12 protein-coding genes are annotated in these 16,904 nt (G+C 72.1%); 5 read left to right on the top strand and 7 right to left on the bottom strand.

The window, feature by feature from the left end; translation table 11 throughout:
* Nucleotides 1-67 precede the first annotated feature (67 nt).
* The 4 genes from FHY05_RS09180 to FHY05_RS09165 are packed head-to-tail and all read left to right on the top strand — an operon-like array spanning nucleotide 68 to nucleotide 3,288.
* Entirely contained in the window at nucleotides 68-1,060 is a 993-nt protein-coding gene (locus tag FHY05_RS09180; protein WP_183944098.1) for a hypothetical protein, read from the top strand.
* Nucleotides 1,061-1,070: 10 nt separating this feature from the next.
* Nucleotides 1,071-1,853 (top strand): hypothetical protein, encoded by a 783-nt coding sequence (locus FHY05_RS09175; protein WP_183944097.1) that lies wholly within the window; start codon nucleotides 1,071-1,073, stop codon nucleotides 1,851-1,853.
* A gap of 20 nt (nucleotides 1,854-1,873) precedes the next feature.
* Nucleotides 1,874-2,953: a M4 family metallopeptidase gene (locus tag FHY05_RS09170; protein ID WP_183944096.1), complete on the top strand. Its 1,080-nt coding sequence runs from the start codon at nucleotides 1,874-1,876 to the stop codon at nucleotides 2,951-2,953.
* A complete protein-coding gene (locus tag FHY05_RS09165) occupies nucleotides 2,953-3,288 on the top strand; it encodes a protealysin inhibitor emfourin (protein WP_183944095.1) in 336 nt (111 codons plus the stop codon). The genes FHY05_RS09170 and FHY05_RS09165 overlap by 1 nt, the downstream gene beginning before the upstream one ends.
* Nucleotides 3,289-3,297: 9 nt before the next feature.
* Here the strand turns inward: FHY05_RS09165 and FHY05_RS09160 are convergent, their stop codons facing one another.
* Together FHY05_RS09160 and FHY05_RS09155 are read right to left on the bottom strand one after the other, a co-directional pair.
* Nucleotides 3,298-3,477: a hypothetical protein gene (locus tag FHY05_RS09160; protein ID WP_183944094.1), complete on the bottom strand. Its 180-nt coding sequence runs from the start codon at nucleotides 3,475-3,477 to the stop codon at nucleotides 3,298-3,300.
* A gap of 188 nt (nucleotides 3,478-3,665) precedes the next feature.
* On the bottom strand, nucleotides 3,666-5,621 hold the full coding sequence (locus FHY05_RS09155; protein WP_183944093.1) for an ATP-binding protein: 1,956 nt from the start codon (nucleotides 5,619-5,621) through the stop codon (nucleotides 3,666-3,668).
* 104 nt (nucleotides 5,622-5,725) lie between these two features.
* Here FHY05_RS09155 and FHY05_RS09150 point away from each other — a divergent pair, with 104 nt between their 5' ends.
* A complete protein-coding gene (locus FHY05_RS09150) occupies nucleotides 5,726-7,999 on the top strand; it encodes a penicillin acylase family protein (protein ID WP_260181438.1) in 2,274 nt (757 codons plus the stop codon).
* 166 nt (nucleotides 8,000-8,165) lie between these two features.
* Here FHY05_RS09150 and FHY05_RS09145 read toward each other — a convergent pair whose 3' ends face one another.
* Genes FHY05_RS09145 through FHY05_RS09125 form a run of 5 tightly spaced genes read right to left on the bottom strand, consistent with a single transcriptional unit; the run spans nucleotide 8,166 to nucleotide 16,706 of the window.
* Nucleotides 8,166-9,458: an MFS transporter gene (locus FHY05_RS09145; protein ID WP_311732423.1), complete on the bottom strand. Its 1,293-nt coding sequence runs from the start codon at nucleotides 9,456-9,458 to the stop codon at nucleotides 8,166-8,168.
* A gap of 37 nt (nucleotides 9,459-9,495) precedes the next feature.
* Nucleotides 9,496-10,890, bottom strand: a complete 1,395-nt coding sequence (locus tag FHY05_RS09140; RefSeq protein ID WP_183944091.1) for a mannitol dehydrogenase family protein — start codon at nucleotides 10,888-10,890, stop codon at nucleotides 9,496-9,498.
* Complete coding sequence (gene uxaC, locus FHY05_RS09135) at nucleotides 10,887-12,299, bottom strand: glucuronate isomerase (RefSeq protein WP_183944090.1); 1,413 nt, start codon at nucleotides 12,297-12,299, stop codon at nucleotides 10,887-10,889. Before uxaC ends, FHY05_RS09140 begins: the two co-directional genes overlap by 4 nt.
* Nucleotides 12,296-13,522 carry a mannonate dehydratase gene (gene uxuA, locus FHY05_RS09130; protein WP_260181437.1) on the bottom strand — a complete coding sequence of 409 codons (1,227 nt, stop codon included), beginning with the start codon at nucleotides 13,520-13,522 and terminating at the stop codon, nucleotides 12,296-12,298. The genes uxaC and uxuA overlap by 4 nt, the downstream gene beginning before the upstream one ends.
* 40 nt (nucleotides 13,523-13,562) lie before the next feature.
* Nucleotides 13,563-16,706: a TonB-dependent receptor gene (locus tag FHY05_RS09125; RefSeq protein WP_183944089.1), complete on the bottom strand. Its 3,144-nt coding sequence runs from the start codon at nucleotides 16,704-16,706 to the stop codon at nucleotides 13,563-13,565.
* Between the last annotated feature and the right edge of the window lie 198 nt (nucleotides 16,707-16,904).

The following is a 16,904-nucleotide window of genomic DNA, read 5'->3' as shown; positions in this document are numbered from 1 at the left end:
ACATGGGATCGGCGACGTGACCCGATTCGGTGATCTCGCCCGCTGAGATGGAGGTAAGCCGCCCGCCATGCGCCGACCCGTCCCGCCCACCGCCGCGCTCGCCGCCGCGCTGCTGCTCACCGGCTGCGCGACCAACGCCCTGCGCGCCCAGGCGGCGACCGATGTCGCCGCGCGCGGGCGCGAGGCGCTCACCGCCACCGCCGCCTATCTCGACTCGGTCGAGCAGCGCCGGCGCGAAGCCGCCGCGGCGCTGGTCGCCAGCGACCCCAGCTGCCTGCCCGCCACGCCGCTGCGCCTCCAGGTGCCGACCGGCGCCGGTGCGTCGCCGGCGCCGCTCTGCCCCGAGGGCGACACGCCAGCGCCCGGCTATGCCGCGCTCAGCATCGACGTCGGCACCAGCCCGCGCGCGCTGCTCGAACCGCGCGTCGCGCTGCTCGCCGCGGTGGGCGACTATGTCGAGGCGCTGGCGACGGTCGTCGCCGCCCCCACGACCGACGTCTCCGCCGAGCTGACCGCCTTCGCCGAGCGGGTCGGCCGCGTCGCGGCCGCGGCGGGCGTGGCCGACGCCGATCCGGCGGCACCGCGCGGCCAGGGGCTAGTCGCGCTCGCCGCCTTCGCCGCCGAGCTCGCGCGCGAGGCGCGCACCGCCGGCAAGGTCCGCGCGCTGGTGGAGGAGCGCGGCGATGCGGTCGACCGCGCGTTGGCCGAGCTGCGCGGCGAGGTCGAGGGTTGGGGCCGTACCGCCGCCCGCAGCGCCGACGACCTCTACGGTAACGCCTTGTTCCGCACCTATCTGCGCCACCGCGCCGACCTCACCGCCGAACAGCGCGAGCAGCTCGCCGCGCGCGTGTTCGCCGCACGCGAGGCGGCGCGCACCGGCCCGGCGCGCGCCGCGGCGGTGGCGGACGCGCTGGCGCTGGCGTCCACCGCCCAGGCCGATCTCCGCGCGGCGCTGTCGGGGCGACTGACCCCCGCGCAGCGCAGCGCCGCGGCCAAACTCAACCTCGACCGGATCGCGCGCGCGCTCGCACTGGTCGCCACCGTCGCGCGCCCGCTGTGAGGAGGACGGCATGACCCGCTATGCCGAGGCGCTCGCCGCCACCGACGCGCTCGCCGAGCAGGTGCAATCCTACGTCGCCGACGGGCGCTTCCTGCCGCGCTATTTCGACCGGCTGTTCGGGCTGCGCACCGCCTTGGGCGACGCGCTCGACCATTTCGCGGCGACACTGATCACCGTGCCGGGCGACGCCGCGGTGTTCGCCGCGGTGCTCGACCGCTCGATCGAGGCGCGGCGCGAGGGCGAGCGGCTGATGCCCACCGACGTCGCGGTGGAGCGCTACGCCGCCGCGGTATCGCGCGCGACCGCCGCGCTGCGCGCCGAGCCGCCCGGGATCGCCGCCCCCGCCCGATCCGCCGCCCTCTTGCGCGGGGCACTGCGGCTCGACCGCGCCCGCGACGAGCCGACGCGGCAGGTTCTCGCGCCGCTCCCCACGGCGGCGCCGATCGAGCCATATTACACCAGCGTGGCCAAGCTCTTCCCGGTCGAGGCGGTGGCGCTCTACCCGCTCGCCACGGGCATCGCGGGCGAGGACCGATCGGTGCGGCTGATCCTGATCGCGGTGATCGGCGTCTTCGTCGTCGCGCTGCGCTGGTTCGGCACGCAGGACAGCGGCGGCCAGCCCGACGCCGCCGCGATCGCGGTCGCGCTGGCCTCCTTCCTGCTCTACGCCGCCGCGCTCGGCGGGTTCGGCTACCTGCCCGGTGGCGCCGAACAGACGCGCCAGCTGCTCGCGTTCGTCACCATCATCTGGGTCGCGCTCGCGCCGCTGTGGCTGCGCCGCGCCCGCCGCTGATCTGCCAAGGAGAGACGCCGATGTGCACGCTCACCCACCGCCACTCGCTCCACTGCATCCTTCCCCCCTACATCCTCTCGCGCATCGCCGAGCACGGTCCGCCCGAACTGCGCGGCACGGCGATCCGCGCGCTGCTGGTCGATCCCTCGATCCGCATCGTCCGCGCCACCACCGCGGGGCCGGTGCTGGGCAGCGTCGCGCGGCTGCGCAGCGCTGCCGGCAACATCCTCACCCCCAGCCCGCTCCGCACGATCCGGGACGCCCAGCACAGGCCCGAGGCACCCGGCGCCACCGTCGTTCGCCGCGAGGGCGACGCGCCCACCGGCGACCCCGCCGCGGACGAGGCCTATGACGGGCTCGGCGCCACCTTCGCGCTCTATTGGGAGGCCTATCAGCGCAACTCGATCGACGACGCCGGCCTGCCGCTCGACGCCACCGTCCACTATGACCAGGACTATGACAACGCCTTCTGGGACGGCACGCAGATGGTGTTCGGCGACGGCGACGGGGAGCTGTTCAACCGCTTCACGCTCGCGCTCGACGTGATCGGCCACGAGTTGACCCACGGCGTCACCGAGAAGGAGGCGGGGCTCGCCTATTTCAACCAGTCGGGCGCGCTCAACGAGAGCATCTCGGACGTGTTCGGCTCGCTGGTCAAGCAGAAGGCGCTCGGCCAGGACGCGGCCGCGGCCGACTGGCTGATCGGCGAGGGGCTGTTCACGCCCAAGGTGAAGGGCAGCGCGCTGCGCTCGATGAAGGCGCCGGGCACGGCCTACGACGATCCCGTGCTCGGCAAGGATCCTCAGCCCGCGCACATGGACGACTTCGTCCGCACCAACCAGGACAATGGCGGAGTCCACATCAACTCGGGCATCCCCAACCGTGCCTTCTACCTCGCCGCGTCGGCGATCGGCGGCAATGCCTGGGACCGCGCCGGCACGATCTGGTATAATGCGCTGCTCGACCCCAATGTCAGGGCCAACACCGACTTCGCCGCGTTCGCGCGGGTGACGGTGGACGTGGCCGGGCGATTGTACGGCGCGGGCAGTGCCGAGGCGAGCGCGGTCGGTACGGCGTGGAGCGATGTCGGGGTGAGCTGATGGCGGACGGGTCGGGGTGCGGCGGCGAGGCGCGGATGCGGGTGGAGGGCGGCTTCGCGCATCTACCGGGCCGCGCCACCGACTCGTGCGTGCCGCTCGAGCGGCTGCCCGGTGACGAGCGCGCCGCGTTGGCGCGGCTCGCCGACGAGGCTGCCTTCTTCGACTGCACGCCCCAACCCGCCGCACCGCGCCCGGACGCGCGCACCTATACGATCGGGCTGACGATCGACGGGCGCAGCCGCGAGTTGCGGGTGGCGGAGCCGATCCGCGACCCGAAGCTCGCCGAGCTCGTCTCGACGGTGCGTCGTCTCACGCGCGAGCGCGGCGGCGCCTGATCGCGCCGCCTAGGCGACGGTCGCGACCCGCTCGTCGCGCGCTCTCTCCGAGCGGCGGCTGCGCGACGCCATCGCGACCCAGGCGGCCTCGGCACGCAGGCAGCGGTCGCGCACGTTGTCGAGCGTCGCCGCGTCCGCTTCCTCGCGGCAGCGCGCGGCATTGGCGGTGAAGGTCTCGCTGTCGCGCATGATCGGCTCCTCCTCGCCGGTGCGGGAGAAGCCCCGTGCCGGGGCGGATGCGTCGGCCGCGACCACCGGCAGCGAACACACGCTGGCCCATCGTCGTGACTGTCGTTCGCGTCCGCTCGACCCATCAACGCGCCAGCGCTGGATCCGGGCGCATCGGCACGGAGATAAGTCACCCGCCGCGGCGCCCCTCACCTGCCGCGCTGCTGCGCCGCCTGCTCCACCGCCGCCAGCAGCGTGGCGCCGCGATAGGGCTTGCGCAGCAGCTCGACGCCATCGGGCAGCGCGCCATCGTCCTCGACGTGACCGGTCACCATCAGCACCGCCGCGCGCGGCCATTCGGCGCGCACCTGCTCGACCAGCTCGGCACCCGAGCGACCGGGCATGATATAGTCGGTCACGACCACGTCGACCGCCCCGCGCGTGGCCAGCAGCGCCAACGCCGCGTCCACGTCCGCCGCCTCGAGCACCGCGTGACCGGCCTCGGCGAGCACCTCGGCGCTGGCGCGGCGCACGCGGTGGTCGTCGTCGACCAGCAGGATCGTCAGCGTACCTTCTTGCGTCACCGCGGCGGCGGTCGGCGGCGTGACCGGCGCGCGCGCGCTGCACGGCAGCAGGATGCGCGCGCTCGTCCCGCGGCCCGGCGCGCTCTCGAGCACGAAGGCGCCGCCCGACTGCGAGGCGAAGCCGTCGACCATCGACAGGCCCAGGCCGGTGCCCTTGCCGATCGGCTTGGTGGTGAAGAAGGGATCGATCGCGCGCGCGATCGTCGCCGCGTCCATGCCGCTGCCCGTATCGGAGACGGTGATCGCGACATAGTCACCCGCGGCCAGGCCCGCGGTGTGGCGCGGCTCCGCGCGCGCGACGGAGAGGCGCAGCTCGCCGCCGTCGGGCATGGCGTCGCGCGCGTTGATCACGAGGTTGAGGATGGCGAGTTCGAGCTGCCCGCGATCGGCCTCGGCGGCGCAGCGCTCGGGCGCGACCGCGACCGTCATCGTGATGGCGGAAGGCAGCGATTTCTCGATCAGGTCCATGAGCCCGTCGACCAGCGCGGCGAGCTCGACCGGCTCGGGCGACAGCTGCTGCTGGCGCGAGAAAGCGAGCAGCCGGCTGACCAGCAGGCGCGCGCGCTCGGCGCCGGCCATGGCGACGTCGACGTGGCGCGTCGACGCGGCGTCGGCGGCGTGGCGCCGCAGCTGCTCCAGGCTGATCATGATCGGCGTTAGCAGGTTGTTGAAGTCGTGCGCGACGCCGCCGGTCAGCCGGCCGAGCGTCTCCATGCGCTGGCGCTGCAGCTCGGAGGCGTCGCGACTGCGCTGCTGGCGCAGCTCGACCGCGAGCAGCCGCGCGAGCAGCCCCAGCAGCAGGATGCACAGCGCCGCCGCGGCGAGCAGCAGCAGCACGGCACGCCGGACCGGGACGAGGAACGCCTGCGCCGGCGCGGTGATGCGGATCGACCAGCGTGCGCCGCTCACCGGCATCCACAGCTCGACCGGGCGCGGGTCGATGTGGATGAGCGGCGCGGCGCCGCGCGGCACCAGCAGCGCGGGGCCGGCGGCGGTGATGACCGAGGCGGTCCAGCCCGGCGCGAGCGGCTCGACGCGGAGCAGCCGCTCGAGCCGCGCCGCGGGTACCAGCGCCGCCACGACGTAGCGCACGTGCCCGGCCCGGCCGACCGGCGCGGCGACCGGGAAGGCTCGCACGCCGTCGGGGGCGGTGAAGAAGGTGCCGACCTGCGGTTCGCCCTGGTCGCGCAGCCGCCGCAGCGCCGCGGCGTCGAAGGCGTCGAGCGGTGACGCCGCGCCATCGGCGCGCAGGGTGCTGAACAGCACGCGCCCGGTCGCGTCGGTCAGCGCGATCGCGTGCCAGTCGCGCTGGTTCGCCAAGATGCGGTGCGCCAATGTCGCGAACCGCGCCACATCCGGCGCGCCGCCGTCGAGCGCGGGCGATTGCGCCACCATCTCGACCGCGGCGAGGTTGCTGCGCAGCGTCTGCGACACCAACGCGGCGGCGAGGTTGGCGTCGGTGCGGCCGCGCGCCGCGACCGCCTCGCGCTCGCTGCGCAGCGTCAGCGCGCCGAAGGTGCCCCCCAGCGCCACGATCGGGATCACGCCCGCGAGCACGAGTAGAGCGAGCGAGCGCCTCATGCGTCGATCCTCCCCACGCGCGCTCGGCCCCCTGTCTCGCACGGGCGCGCCCGATCGCACCCGCTTCTTTCTAGGCTACTGACTTATCCGAGGAAGAACCAGCGATGATGATGGCGATGGGCACCTGCGATCGCGGCGTTGCCAGCGCCGGCGACGCGGCTATCCTCGGGCCGGTGAGCGCTCTCCCTCCCCGGCCCTGCCGATCGCCCCTCCCGCGGTTCGCCGCGTTCGTCGCGCTGCTCGCGCTCGTCGCGCCGGCCGATGCCGCCGGGCCCGACGCCGCGCGCTGGCGCCGCCATGCCGGTGCGGCGACGATCACGCGCGACGACTGGGGCATCCCGCACGTCCATGGCCGCAGCGACGCCGACGCGGTGTTCGCGCTGAGCTACGCCCAGGCCGAGGACGATCTCACGCGCGTCGAAGCCAATTATCTCACCGCGCTCGGCCGCACCGCCGAGGCCGAGGGCGAGTCCGCGCTCTGGGCCGACCTGCGCCAGCGGCTGTTCGTCGACGAGGCCGAGCTGCGCGCGGACTATGCCGCCTGCCCGCCGTGGCTGCGCGCGTTGGCCCAGGCCTGGGCGGACGGGCTCAACTTCTATCTCGCCACCCATCCCGCGGTGCGGCCGCGCGTGCTCACCCGCTACGAGCCGTGGATGGTGCTGAGCTTCACCGAGGGCAGCATCGGCGGCGACGTCGAGCGTATCCCGCTGAGTGCCCTGCGCAGCTTCTACGATCGCCCGACCCCGCCCACGCCGGAGGAGCGCGGCGTGGTACCGCGCGAGCCGTCGGGCTCGAACGGCATCGCGATCGCGCCGCGGCTCACCCGCGACGGCCACGCCCTGCTGCTGATCAACCCGCACACCAGCTTCTACTTCCGCTCCGAGGCGCAGCTGAGCAGCGACACCGGGCTGGATGTCTATGGTGCGAGCACCTGGGGCCAGTTCTTCGTCTACCAGGGCTTCAACGCGCACGCCGGCTGGATGCACACCTCGTCGACCGTGGACAACGTCGACGAGTTCGCGGAGCGGGTGGAGCGCCGCGGCGCCGGCTGGGCGTACCGCTATGGCACGGCCCGGCGACCGGTCACGGCGCGACCGGTCACGCTGCGCTACCGTCGCGCGGACGGGACGATGGCGGAGCGGCGCTTCACGACGTGGCGGACGCATCACGGCCCGATCACCGCGGCGCGCGACGGTCGCTGGATCGCGACCGCGCTGATGTGGCGACCGCGCCCCGCGCTCGAGCAGAGCTGGCTGCGCACCCGCGCCACCGACCTCGCCGCCTACCTTCAGGTCGCCGAGCGCAAGGCCAACTCCTCGAACGACACGATCTTCGCCGACGACAAGGGCGAGATCGCCTTCCTGATGCCGCAGTTCATGCCGCGCCGCGACGACCGTTTCGATTACACCCGCCCGGTCGACGGCAGCGACCCGCGGACCGACTGGCACGGCCTGCACGCGCTCGCCACGCTGCCGAGTGTTCTCCGCCCGCGCACCGGGTGGGTCCACAACACCAACGACTGGCCGTGGAGCGCGGCGGGCGCCGACAGCCCGCGCGCGGCCGACTATCCGCGCTACATGGACCAGACCGGCGGCAACGCGCGCGGCGAGCACGCCGACCTGCTGCTCGAGGGCAAGAGCGGCTGGACGCCCGAGACGCTGCGCGCCGCGGCCTACGACTCCTACCTGCCCGCGTTCGCGCGGCTGCTACCGCCGCTGGCGGCGGCATGGCGGGCGCTGCCGGCGACCGATCCGCGGCGCGCGGCACTGGCCGCGCCCGTCGCCGAGCTGGCGCGCTGGGACCATCGCTGGGCGGCGGGGTCGGTCGCGACCAGCCTCGCGGTGTTCTGGGGTGACCAGCTGTGGCGCGACGTGGGCGACGTCGCGCAGGCCGAGCGACTCAACGTCCCCGACTATATCGCGACGCGAGTCACTCCGGCGGCCAAGCTCGCCGCGCTGGAGGCGGCGGTGGCGCGGCTCACGCGCGACTTCGGCACGTGGCGCACAGCCTGGGGGCAGATCAACCGCTTCCAACGGCTCGACGACTCGATCGTGCCGCACTTCGACGACGCGCGCGCCTCCGTGCCGGTGCCCTTCACCTCGGCGCAGTGGGGCAGCCTCGCCTCGTTCGGCGCGAAGAGCTGGCCGAAGACGCGGCGCTACTACGGGACCAGCGGCAACAGCTTCGTGGCGGTGGTCGCGTTCGGGCCGCGGGTGCGCGCGGCGGCGGTGATGGCGGGCGGGCAGAGCGGCGACCCGGCGTCGCGTCACTTCGCCGACCAGGTGGAGCGGTACGCGAGCGGAGCGCTGCGGCCGATCTACTTCTACCCCGACGAGCTCGCCGGCCATGTCGAGCGCCGCTATCGGCCGGGGGAGTGAGGGGCCGCGCCCCGCGTCCTCACGCCGCTTCCCGCCGCCATCCTGGATCCGTTCCAGGATCCAGCTCGTCGCGCATCCGAGGCGTGGCGCGCTGGCGGGACAGTGGATCCCGAAACGAGTTCAGGATGTGGCCAGTAATGGAGGCCGGACAGCGGGCGGCGAGCGCCTACTCCCTGACCTCCAGCCGCGGCACCAGCAGGTGGACCAGCAGCAGCGCCAGCAGGTAGGCGCTGCCCGCCCAGACGAACACCGGCAGGTAGCTCCCCGCCCGCTCCAGCACCTCGCCGACGTAGCGCGCCATGATCATGCCACCCACCGCGCCGGCCGCGCCGCCGATCCCCATCACCGAGGCGACCGAGCGCGACGAGAAGGTGTCCGACACCATCGTGTAGAGGTTGCTCGACCAGCCCTGGTGCGCCGCCGCCGCCACACCGATGATCGCCACCGCCGCCCACAGGCTGGACACGGTGGTGGCGAAGAAGATCGGCAGCACCAGGATCGCGCTCGCCAGCAGCGCCAGCTTGCGCCCGGCGTTGACGCTATAGCCGCGCTTGATCAGCCAGGACGAGAGCCAGCCGCCGCCGATGCTGCCGACGTCGGCGAGCAGGTAGACCGCGATCAGCGGCGGGCCGAAGGTCTTGAGGTCGAGCCCGTGGCGCTTGGCGAAGAAATCGGGCAGCCAGAACAGGAACAGGTACCAGACCGGGTCGGTCATGAACTTGGCGACGACGAAGGCCCAGGTGCCGCGGTGACGGAACAGCGCCGCCCAGGACGGGCGCGGCGCCGCGGCATTGCGCTCGTCGGCGTGCTGATCGGAGATGATATAGGCCAGTTCCGCGGACGAGACGCGCGGGTGCTGCGCCGGCGCGCGATAGAAAGCGAGCCACGCCGCCAGCCAGGCGAAACCCAGCAGCCCCGTGATGATGAAGGCCGCCTGCCAGCCATAGCTGAGCGCGATGACCGGCACGACGATCGGCGTCGCGATCGCGCCGACGTTGGCGCCGGCGTTGAGGATGCCCGCGGCGAGCGCGCGCTCTCTCTTCGGGAACCACTCGGCGACCGACTTGATCGCGGCGGGAAAGTTGGCGGATTCGCCCAGCCCGAGCGCGAACCGCGCGAGCGCGAACCCGCCCGGACTACGCACCAGCGCGTGGCCCAAGGCGGCGAGGCTCCACACCGTGATCGCAGCGGCGTAGCCGATCTTCGAGCCGACCCGATCGATGATCACGCCGGACGCGAGCAGCCCGATCGCATAGGCCGCCTGGAACCAGGAGACGATCATGCCGTAATCGACCTCGGTCCAGCCGAGCTCGGACTGCAGCGTCGGCTTCAGGATGCCGATGATCTGGCGGTCGATGTAATTGATCGTCGTGGCGAAGAACAGCAGCGCGCAGATCACCCAACGCACCCGCCCGCGCGGCGCCACTGCCGGCGGACTCACCTCAGCTGCTGCCCTCACTCGACCCTCCCGCGGCGGCACGAGCCGCCCTCTCGTTTCAACCTTCGCGCAGTCTCGCGTCGAGTGCCGCGCGGTCTTCCGCGTCGGCGTGCCAGTGATCGGCGAACAGCCCGCGCTCGCCGAACAGCGCGGCGACGATCCCATCCGCGCCGACCTCGCGCCACAGCGCCGCCAACTGCTCCGCCATCGGATCGTTGACCGGCGCGCCGTCGCCGCGGACATGCCGCAGCCACGCCGCCAGCGCGGTCAGTGTCGCGGGGCAGCGTCGGTCCCTCGTGGCACTGGCGCGCAGGGTCGCGAGCCAGCGCTGCGGGATCTTCTGCGAGCCGTCCATCGCGATCTGGATCAGCGCGTGCGGCAGCGCCGGGTTGGCGAACCGGGCGAACAGCGCGTCGGCGTAGGCGTCGAGGTCCTGCTCGGGCGCCGGGGTGAGGCTGGCGGCGGCCTCGTCGCGCATGAGCGGCTCGACCGTCGCGCGAACCGCCGGGTCAGCGACCGCCTGATGGACGAACTGATGCCCGCGCTCCAGCCCGAGATAAGCGAGCGCGGAGTGCGCGCCGTTGAGCATGCGCAGCTTGGCGAACTCATAGGGTGCGACGTCGGCGACCAGCTGCGCGCCGGCTACTTCCCAGCGCGGGCGGCGCGTCGCGAATCGGTCCTCGATCACCCATTGCATGAAGGGCTCGGTGGTCACCGCGGCGGCGTCGTACAGGCCGATCGCGGCGGCGGTGCGCTCCAGGTCGGCATCGCGCGCGGCGGGGACGATGCGGTCGACCATCGTCGACGGACAGGCGCATTCCGCCTCGAACCAGCCGCGCAGGCCCGCGTCGGTGCGATCGAGCCAGGCGCCGAGCGAGGCCGCGAGCGCGGCGCCGTTGTGCGCGAGATTGTCGCAGCTCACCAGCGTGAGGCCGCCGGCGCCGGCGGCGCGGCGATCCGCGAGCGCGCGCGCCAGATGATGGTAGATCGTGCCCCCCGCCGCCTCGACCGAGGCGACGTCGAGCGCGCCGTCGGGGCCGCGGTGGTAGCCTTTCTCGGTGACGGTCAGCGTGACGATCGAGGTGGTCGGCGCGGCGAGCGCCGCGCGCAGCCGCTCGCCCTCGCGCGGCGCCACCAGCATCGCGCGCAGCGCGCCGACCAGCGCGATCCGCTCGCCCGCGGCGGAGCGCTGCGTCACGGTGTAGAGTCCGTCCTGCGGCAGCAGCGCCTCGGCCACCGCGGGCGAGCGCAGCGACACGCCGGTGATCGCGAAGTCGCGGTCGCCCGCCGACATCGCCGCGTCGGTGTACACCGCCTGATGCGCGCGGTGGAAGGCACCGAGCCCGAGATGGACGATCCCGGTCTGCTGCGCCGCGCGATCGTAGTCGGGCCGCTCGACGCCCGCGGGAAGCCGATCGACGGTGGCGGGCGACAGCCGCTGCGCGCCGCTCACAGCTTGTACGCCTTGCGCACGAGCCCGACGGTGAGATCGCGGGCGAGCTCGGCCGCCTCCCAGTCCTCGAGCCGATGCTCGGCGACGAGTCGCGCGAGATAATGGCAGTCGATCCGTCGCGCGACGTCGTGCCGCGCCGGGATCGAGAGGAAGGCGCGGGTGTCGTCGTTGAACCCGACGGTGTTGTAGAAGCCCGCGGTCTCGGTGGTCATCTCGCGGTAGCGCATCATGCCTTCCGGCGAGTCGTGGAACCACCACGCCGGCCCGAGCCGCAGGCAGGGGTAATGGCCCGCGAGCGGGGCCAGCTCGCGCGCGTAGGTGGTCTCGTCGAGCGTGAAGAGGATCAGCGTGAAGCGCGGATCGTTGCCGACAGCGTCGAGCAGCGGCCTGAGCGCTTCCACGAACTCGATCCGCAGCGGGATGTCGGCGCCCTTGTCGCGACCGTGGCTCTCGAACAGCCGGCGATTGTGGTTGCGGTACGAGCCGGGATGTAGCTGCATCACCATCCCGTCGTCCACGCTCATCTTCGCCATCTCGGTGAGCATCTGCGCGCGGAACAGCTCGGCGTCCGCCGCGTCCCAGCCGCCGCTCGCGATGCGGCCGAACAGCGCCTCGGCCTCGCCGCCGGAGAGGTTGGCGGTGCGCGCGCTGGGATGGCCGTGATCGGTCGCGGTGGCGCCCGCGGCGCGGAAGTCGGCGCGGCGCCGGCGGTGCGCCGCGAGATAGCCCTGCCAGCTCCACACGTCCTCGCCGGTCAGCTCGGCGAAGCGCGCCATCGCGGGCTTGAACTGCTCGTGCTCGACGTCGATCACGCCGTCGGGGCGATAGGTCGTGACGACGCGCCCGCCCCAGCCCGACTCGCGGATCTGACGGTGCGAGTCGAGCGGATCGTCCGCGCCCTCGGTGGTGGCGAGGAACTCGATCCCGAACCGATCGAACAGCGCGCGCGCGCGGAAGGCGGGCGTGGCCAGCTGCTCCTCGATGCGGTCGTAGTAGAGGTCGGCGGTGCCAGCCTCCAGCGCGACGTCGAAGCCGAACACCTCGGCGAAGACGTGGTCGAGCCACAGCCGCGACGGCGTGCCGCGGAAGAGGTGGTAATGGTCCGCGAAGACGCGCCACGCCGCCCGCGGCTCGGTGGCGGGCGTGCCGGCGCGCGACGGGATGGCGAGATCGTCGAGCGCGACGCCCTGCGAGTAGAGCATGCGGAAGACGTAGTGATCGGGCGCGAGCAGCAGCTCGGTCGCGTTCTGCCAGCGCGAGTCCGCGGCGAACCAGCGCGGATCGGTGTGGCCGTGCGGGCTGACGATCGGCAGCCCGCCGACCTCGGCATAGAGCGCGCGCGCGATGTCGCGTTGCGTCGGGTCGCTCGGGAACAGCCGGTCGGGGTGGAGGCGGAGCGCGCGCGTCATGCCAGCGCCTCCGCGCGCGCGCCGGCGGTGGCATGGGCGACGCCGCGCTCGACGCCGCGCAGCTCGGCGAGCCCGCGCATCCGGCCGAGCAGCGAGTAGCCGGGATTGGTCACGCGTGAGAGGTCGTCGAGCATCTGATGTCCGTGATCGGGGCGCATCGGGATCGAGCGATCCTCGCGCTGCTGGAGACGGTGGACCGCGGCGACGATCGCGGTCATCCCCGCGTCGCCCTCGAGGTGCGCCGCCTCATGGAACGTTCCCCCGCGGGCGTCGCCGCCCTCGCGCTGGACCGAGCGGAGGTGGAGGAAGCCGATCCGATCGCCCAGCCGGTCGACCATGCCCGGCAGGTCGTTGTCGGGCCGCGCGCCGAACGAGCCGGCGCAGAAGCACAGGCCGTTGGCGCGGCTCGGCACGCGCGCGAACAGGTCGGCGACGTCGGCCTCGGTGCTGACCACGCGCGGCAGGCCGAACAGCGCGAAGGGCGGGTCGTCGGGGTGAACCACCAGATGCACGCCGAGCTCCTCCGCCACCGGGCAGACCGCCTCCAGGAAGGCGACGTGATGGGCGTGGAGCGCGGCGGCATCCACCCCATCATAGGTGGCGAGCGCGGCGCGGAAGTCCTCGATCGAGAAGCTCTCCTCGCTGCCCGGCAGGCCGGCGATGATGTTGCGCGTCAGCCGGCGTCGCGCGTCCTCGTCCATGCCGGCGAGGCGGCGCTCGGCGCGCTCGATCAGGTCGGCGGCATAGTCGCGCTCGGCGCCGGCGCGGCGCAGCAGGAAGAGGTCGAAGGCGGCGGCCGCGTCATGCTCGTAGCGCAGCGCGCGCGCCCCGTCGGGCAGTTCCCAGCCGAGATCGGTGCGGGTCCAGTCGAGCACCGGCATGAAATTGTAGGTGACGACCCGGATGCCCGCGGCGGCGAGATGGCGCAGGCTCTCGCGATAGGCGTCGACCAGCTCGTCCCAGCGCGGCCCGCGGGTCTTGATCTCCTCGTGGACCGGCAGGCTCTCCACCACGGTCCAGCCGAGCCCCGCCGCGGCGATGGTCGCGCGCCGCTCGGCGATCGCCGCCGCGCTCCACACGGCGCCGTTGGGCACCTCGTGGAGCGCGGTGACCACCTCGGTCGCGCCGGTCTGGCGGATGTCGCGCAGCGCGACCGGGTCGGACGGGCCGAACCAGCGCATCGTCTGCGTCATCCATCGCACCCGCCCGTCCTGTCGCGCCATCCGCCCGTCCTCGCTGTCGCCCCGAAACATCATTCGCGGCTCAGAACACGAAATTCACCGCCAGCGCAAAGGTGCGGCCGAAATAGGCGGTGTAGAGCGGGTCCTTGCGCACCGTGTCGACGGTGAGCCGGTTGGTCTCGTTGGTGATGTTCTGCACCTCCGCGATGAGCTTCACGTTCTCGGTCAGGTTGTACGAGGCCGAGGCGTCGACGAAGATCGAGCTGGCGTTCGAGGTGGAGTCGGCGTCGACCGAGCCGCTCGGCACCGCGGTGAGGAACGAGGCGCGGTAGTTCACGGTCGAGCGAATGCTGAAGCGGCTGTCCTCATAGTAGAGCGTGCCGCTCGCGGTCTCGGGCGACAGGCCGACCAGCGGCGCGGTGCGCGAGAGCGTCGGTGAGATGATATAGTTGATGTTCGAGCGCACCCGCGTGAAGTTGCCCAGCGCGCCGAAGTTCTTGAGGAAGCCCGGCAGGAAGGTGAAAGGCAGCTGCACGTTCGCCTCGAAGCCGCGCAGTGGACCGCCCGGCGTGTTGTTGCTGCGCTGGACGGTGAACTGATCGCCGGGGCGCAGCTGCGTGCCGTTGAGCAGCGACAGCGGCAGACCGATGTCCTGGAAGGCGACGCTGGCGCTGGTCGTCTGGATGTAGGTCTCGATGTTCTTGTAGAAATACGCCACCGACAGCAGCGAGCCCGGGCGGAAATACCATTCCAGCGCGGCGTCGAACGTGTTGGCGCGGATGGGGTCGAGGAACGGGTTGCTGAACGAGGCGGTCTGGATCACCAGATTCGCCGAGCCCGAGGGGATCAGCTGCCCGTAGGACGGCCGCGACATCACGCGCGCCGCGGAGAGGCGTGCGATCAGGTCGGGCGTGACGTCCAGCGCCAGGTTCATCGACGGCAGCCAGTCCTCGTAGGAGCGGCCCACCTCGGAGATCACGTAGCGCGACGGGTAGGCTGACCCCGCCGGCGCGGCGGTGGTGATGGGGCCGTAGGTGTCGAGGCTGGTGTGGACGTAGCGCACGCCCGCGTCACCGCGCAGCGTCAACGGCAGGATGTCCTGCGTGTCGAACTTCACCATGAAATAGCCCGACTTGTATTTCTCGTCGACGCCGCCGTAGGTGCCCTTGGCGCACTCGATGCTGCAATAGACGTAGCTGTCGAGCCCGACCGCGTCGCGGAACTTGTCCGGATCGATCGAGACGAAGTCCTGCAACTGCCCGTCGAGATTCTTGCCGATGCCGGTGGTGGTGAAGGTGATGTCGGCGAGCGAGACGCCGGTCGGAAGCGCCAGCGGGTTGTTGGTGGCAAGCTGGCGCTCGCGCGCGGTATATTTGTTCGTGCGATACTGCCCGCCGAACTGGACGGTGAAGCCCTCGGCAGGCTTCCAGTCGCCGTTGAGCTCGAAGGTCTTGCTGACGATCGTGTTGCGGCGGATGAAATTGGAGAGCTGGCCGCGCTGGTCGCCGTTGGCGAGCGGCGGGCCGTATTGGAACAAGGTCGGGTCGGTCGTGTCGATGCCGTAGCCGATCTTGGGAATGTCGGGATTGTCGCGGAAGTCGATCGACCAGTCGCGGCTGTCGTTCGAGTCGATCGCCACCTGCAGGCGGTTCACGTCGAGCCGCGACTCGTTGATGCCGGCGAGACCGAAGACGCGGAAGCTATCCGAGAAGCGATGGTCGAAGTTGAGGTTCGCCTGCTTATACTCGGAGGTGAAGCGCTCGCTCTGCATCTCCGAGCGCAGGTCGACGCCATCGAACAGGCCGTGGATCAGCGAGCCGTTGTCGTCGACCTCGATCTCGCGCACCGAGGTGAGCGGCTGGCCATTGTTCGAGATCGCGCGGCCGAACGAGCGCGCGTCGAAATATGTGTCGAGCCGGTCGACCTTGAAGCGGGAGTAGAGCCCGTCGAGCGAGATGTCGGTATTGTCGCTCGGCTTCCACTGGAAGGTCAGCGAACCGGCGAGACGCTGTTGGTCCTGGCTGCTGCGCACCGGGCGCGGCAGGCGCGGCAGGTAGACGCCGCCGCCCGGGCGGCCGTTCACGCCGGTGCGGCTCATGATATAATCATAGGCCGCCTGGGTGCCGGTGCGCGGGTTGTTGGTGCTGCAATTGTTGGCGTCCGAGCCGATCGAGGCGCCGCTCGGCTGGGTATAGCCCACGCCGGGACTGGTCACCGCGCCGCCGTTATAGGTGTAGCCGACAGGGGTGCAGAAGGGGAAGATCACGCCCGCGTTGGCGCTGCCGGTCGGCTGGGCGAGGCCGTAGACCGTGGTCGGCACGACATCGACCGCCGAATAGGCATATTCGTCGATGCGGCGCTTCGAATAGGCGACGCTGGCGAGCACGCCGAACGTGTCGCCGAACTGCTTGGAGACGAGCGCGGACAGGCGCGGGTCGACGTCCTTCTTGATGTCGTTGTAGATCCCGCGCGCGGTGCCGGAGAAGACGAACGACTTCTTCTGGTCGAACGGCTTAGGCGCGCGCAGGTCGACGGTGGCGCCGAGCGAGCCCTCCTCGACGTCGGCCGAGGTGGTCTTGCGCACCGACAGCGCCGAGAAGATCTCGGTCGGGAAGGTGACGAAGTCGAACGAGCGGCCGGTGGCGACGCCGCCGCGGATGTCGCTGCCGCTGACCTGCGACACGCCCTCCATGCCGTTGATGCGGACGCGCGTGAACTGCGCGCCGAGGCCGCGCACCGAGATGTTGCGGCCCTCGCCGCCGTCGCCGCGCGACAGCGCCACGCCGGGGATGCGCTGCATCGACTCGGCGAGGTTGGAATCGGGGAACTTGCCGATATCCTCGGCGACGATGCTGTCCACCGCCGCGGTCTCGGCGCGCTTCTGATTGAGCGCGCTGTTGAGCGAGGCGCGGAAGCCGGTGACGACGATGTCGTTGATCTGCGCCTCGCCGCCTTCCTGCACGGGCGACTGCGTGCCCTGCGCGTCGGTGGCGGGCGGCGCGGCGGGGGCGCCGGCGGAGACGACGTCGCCGGTGGCGGAGGGCGACGGCTGGTCCTGCGGCGCGGTCTGCGCGGCGGGGGCGCCGGCGGAGACGACGTCGCCGGTGGCGGAGGGCGACGGCTGGTCCTGCGGCGCGGTCTGCGCGGCGGCGGCGCCCGCGATCAGCGCGGCGAGCGCGCTCGACGATACGAACAGAGCGCATTTGTGGCGACGATAGATGCCCACATCCCCTCTCCCAATAGGCGCACGCTCGTCTCAGGCTCGCTGTGCGCTGGTGGCGCCGCCGCCGTCTGTGCGGCGTGCGGTCGATGCGGAAGAGCTAACAGCTGCGAACCTGTCTGGCAACTGGCCTGACCAGATTATAGGAAAAGGAGTGCCAAGCTCCTCCCCGCTCGCGGGGAGGGGGACCGCGCCCGCAGGGCG

The sequence above is a fragment of the Sphingomonas sp. BK580 genome, assembly GCF_014194975.1.
Taxonomy (GTDB): Bacteria; Pseudomonadota; Alphaproteobacteria; order Sphingomonadales; family Sphingomonadaceae; genus Sphingomonas.
The sequence above is the reverse complement of the archived record's forward strand: the minus strand, read 5'-3'. Positions and strand labels throughout refer to the sequence as shown.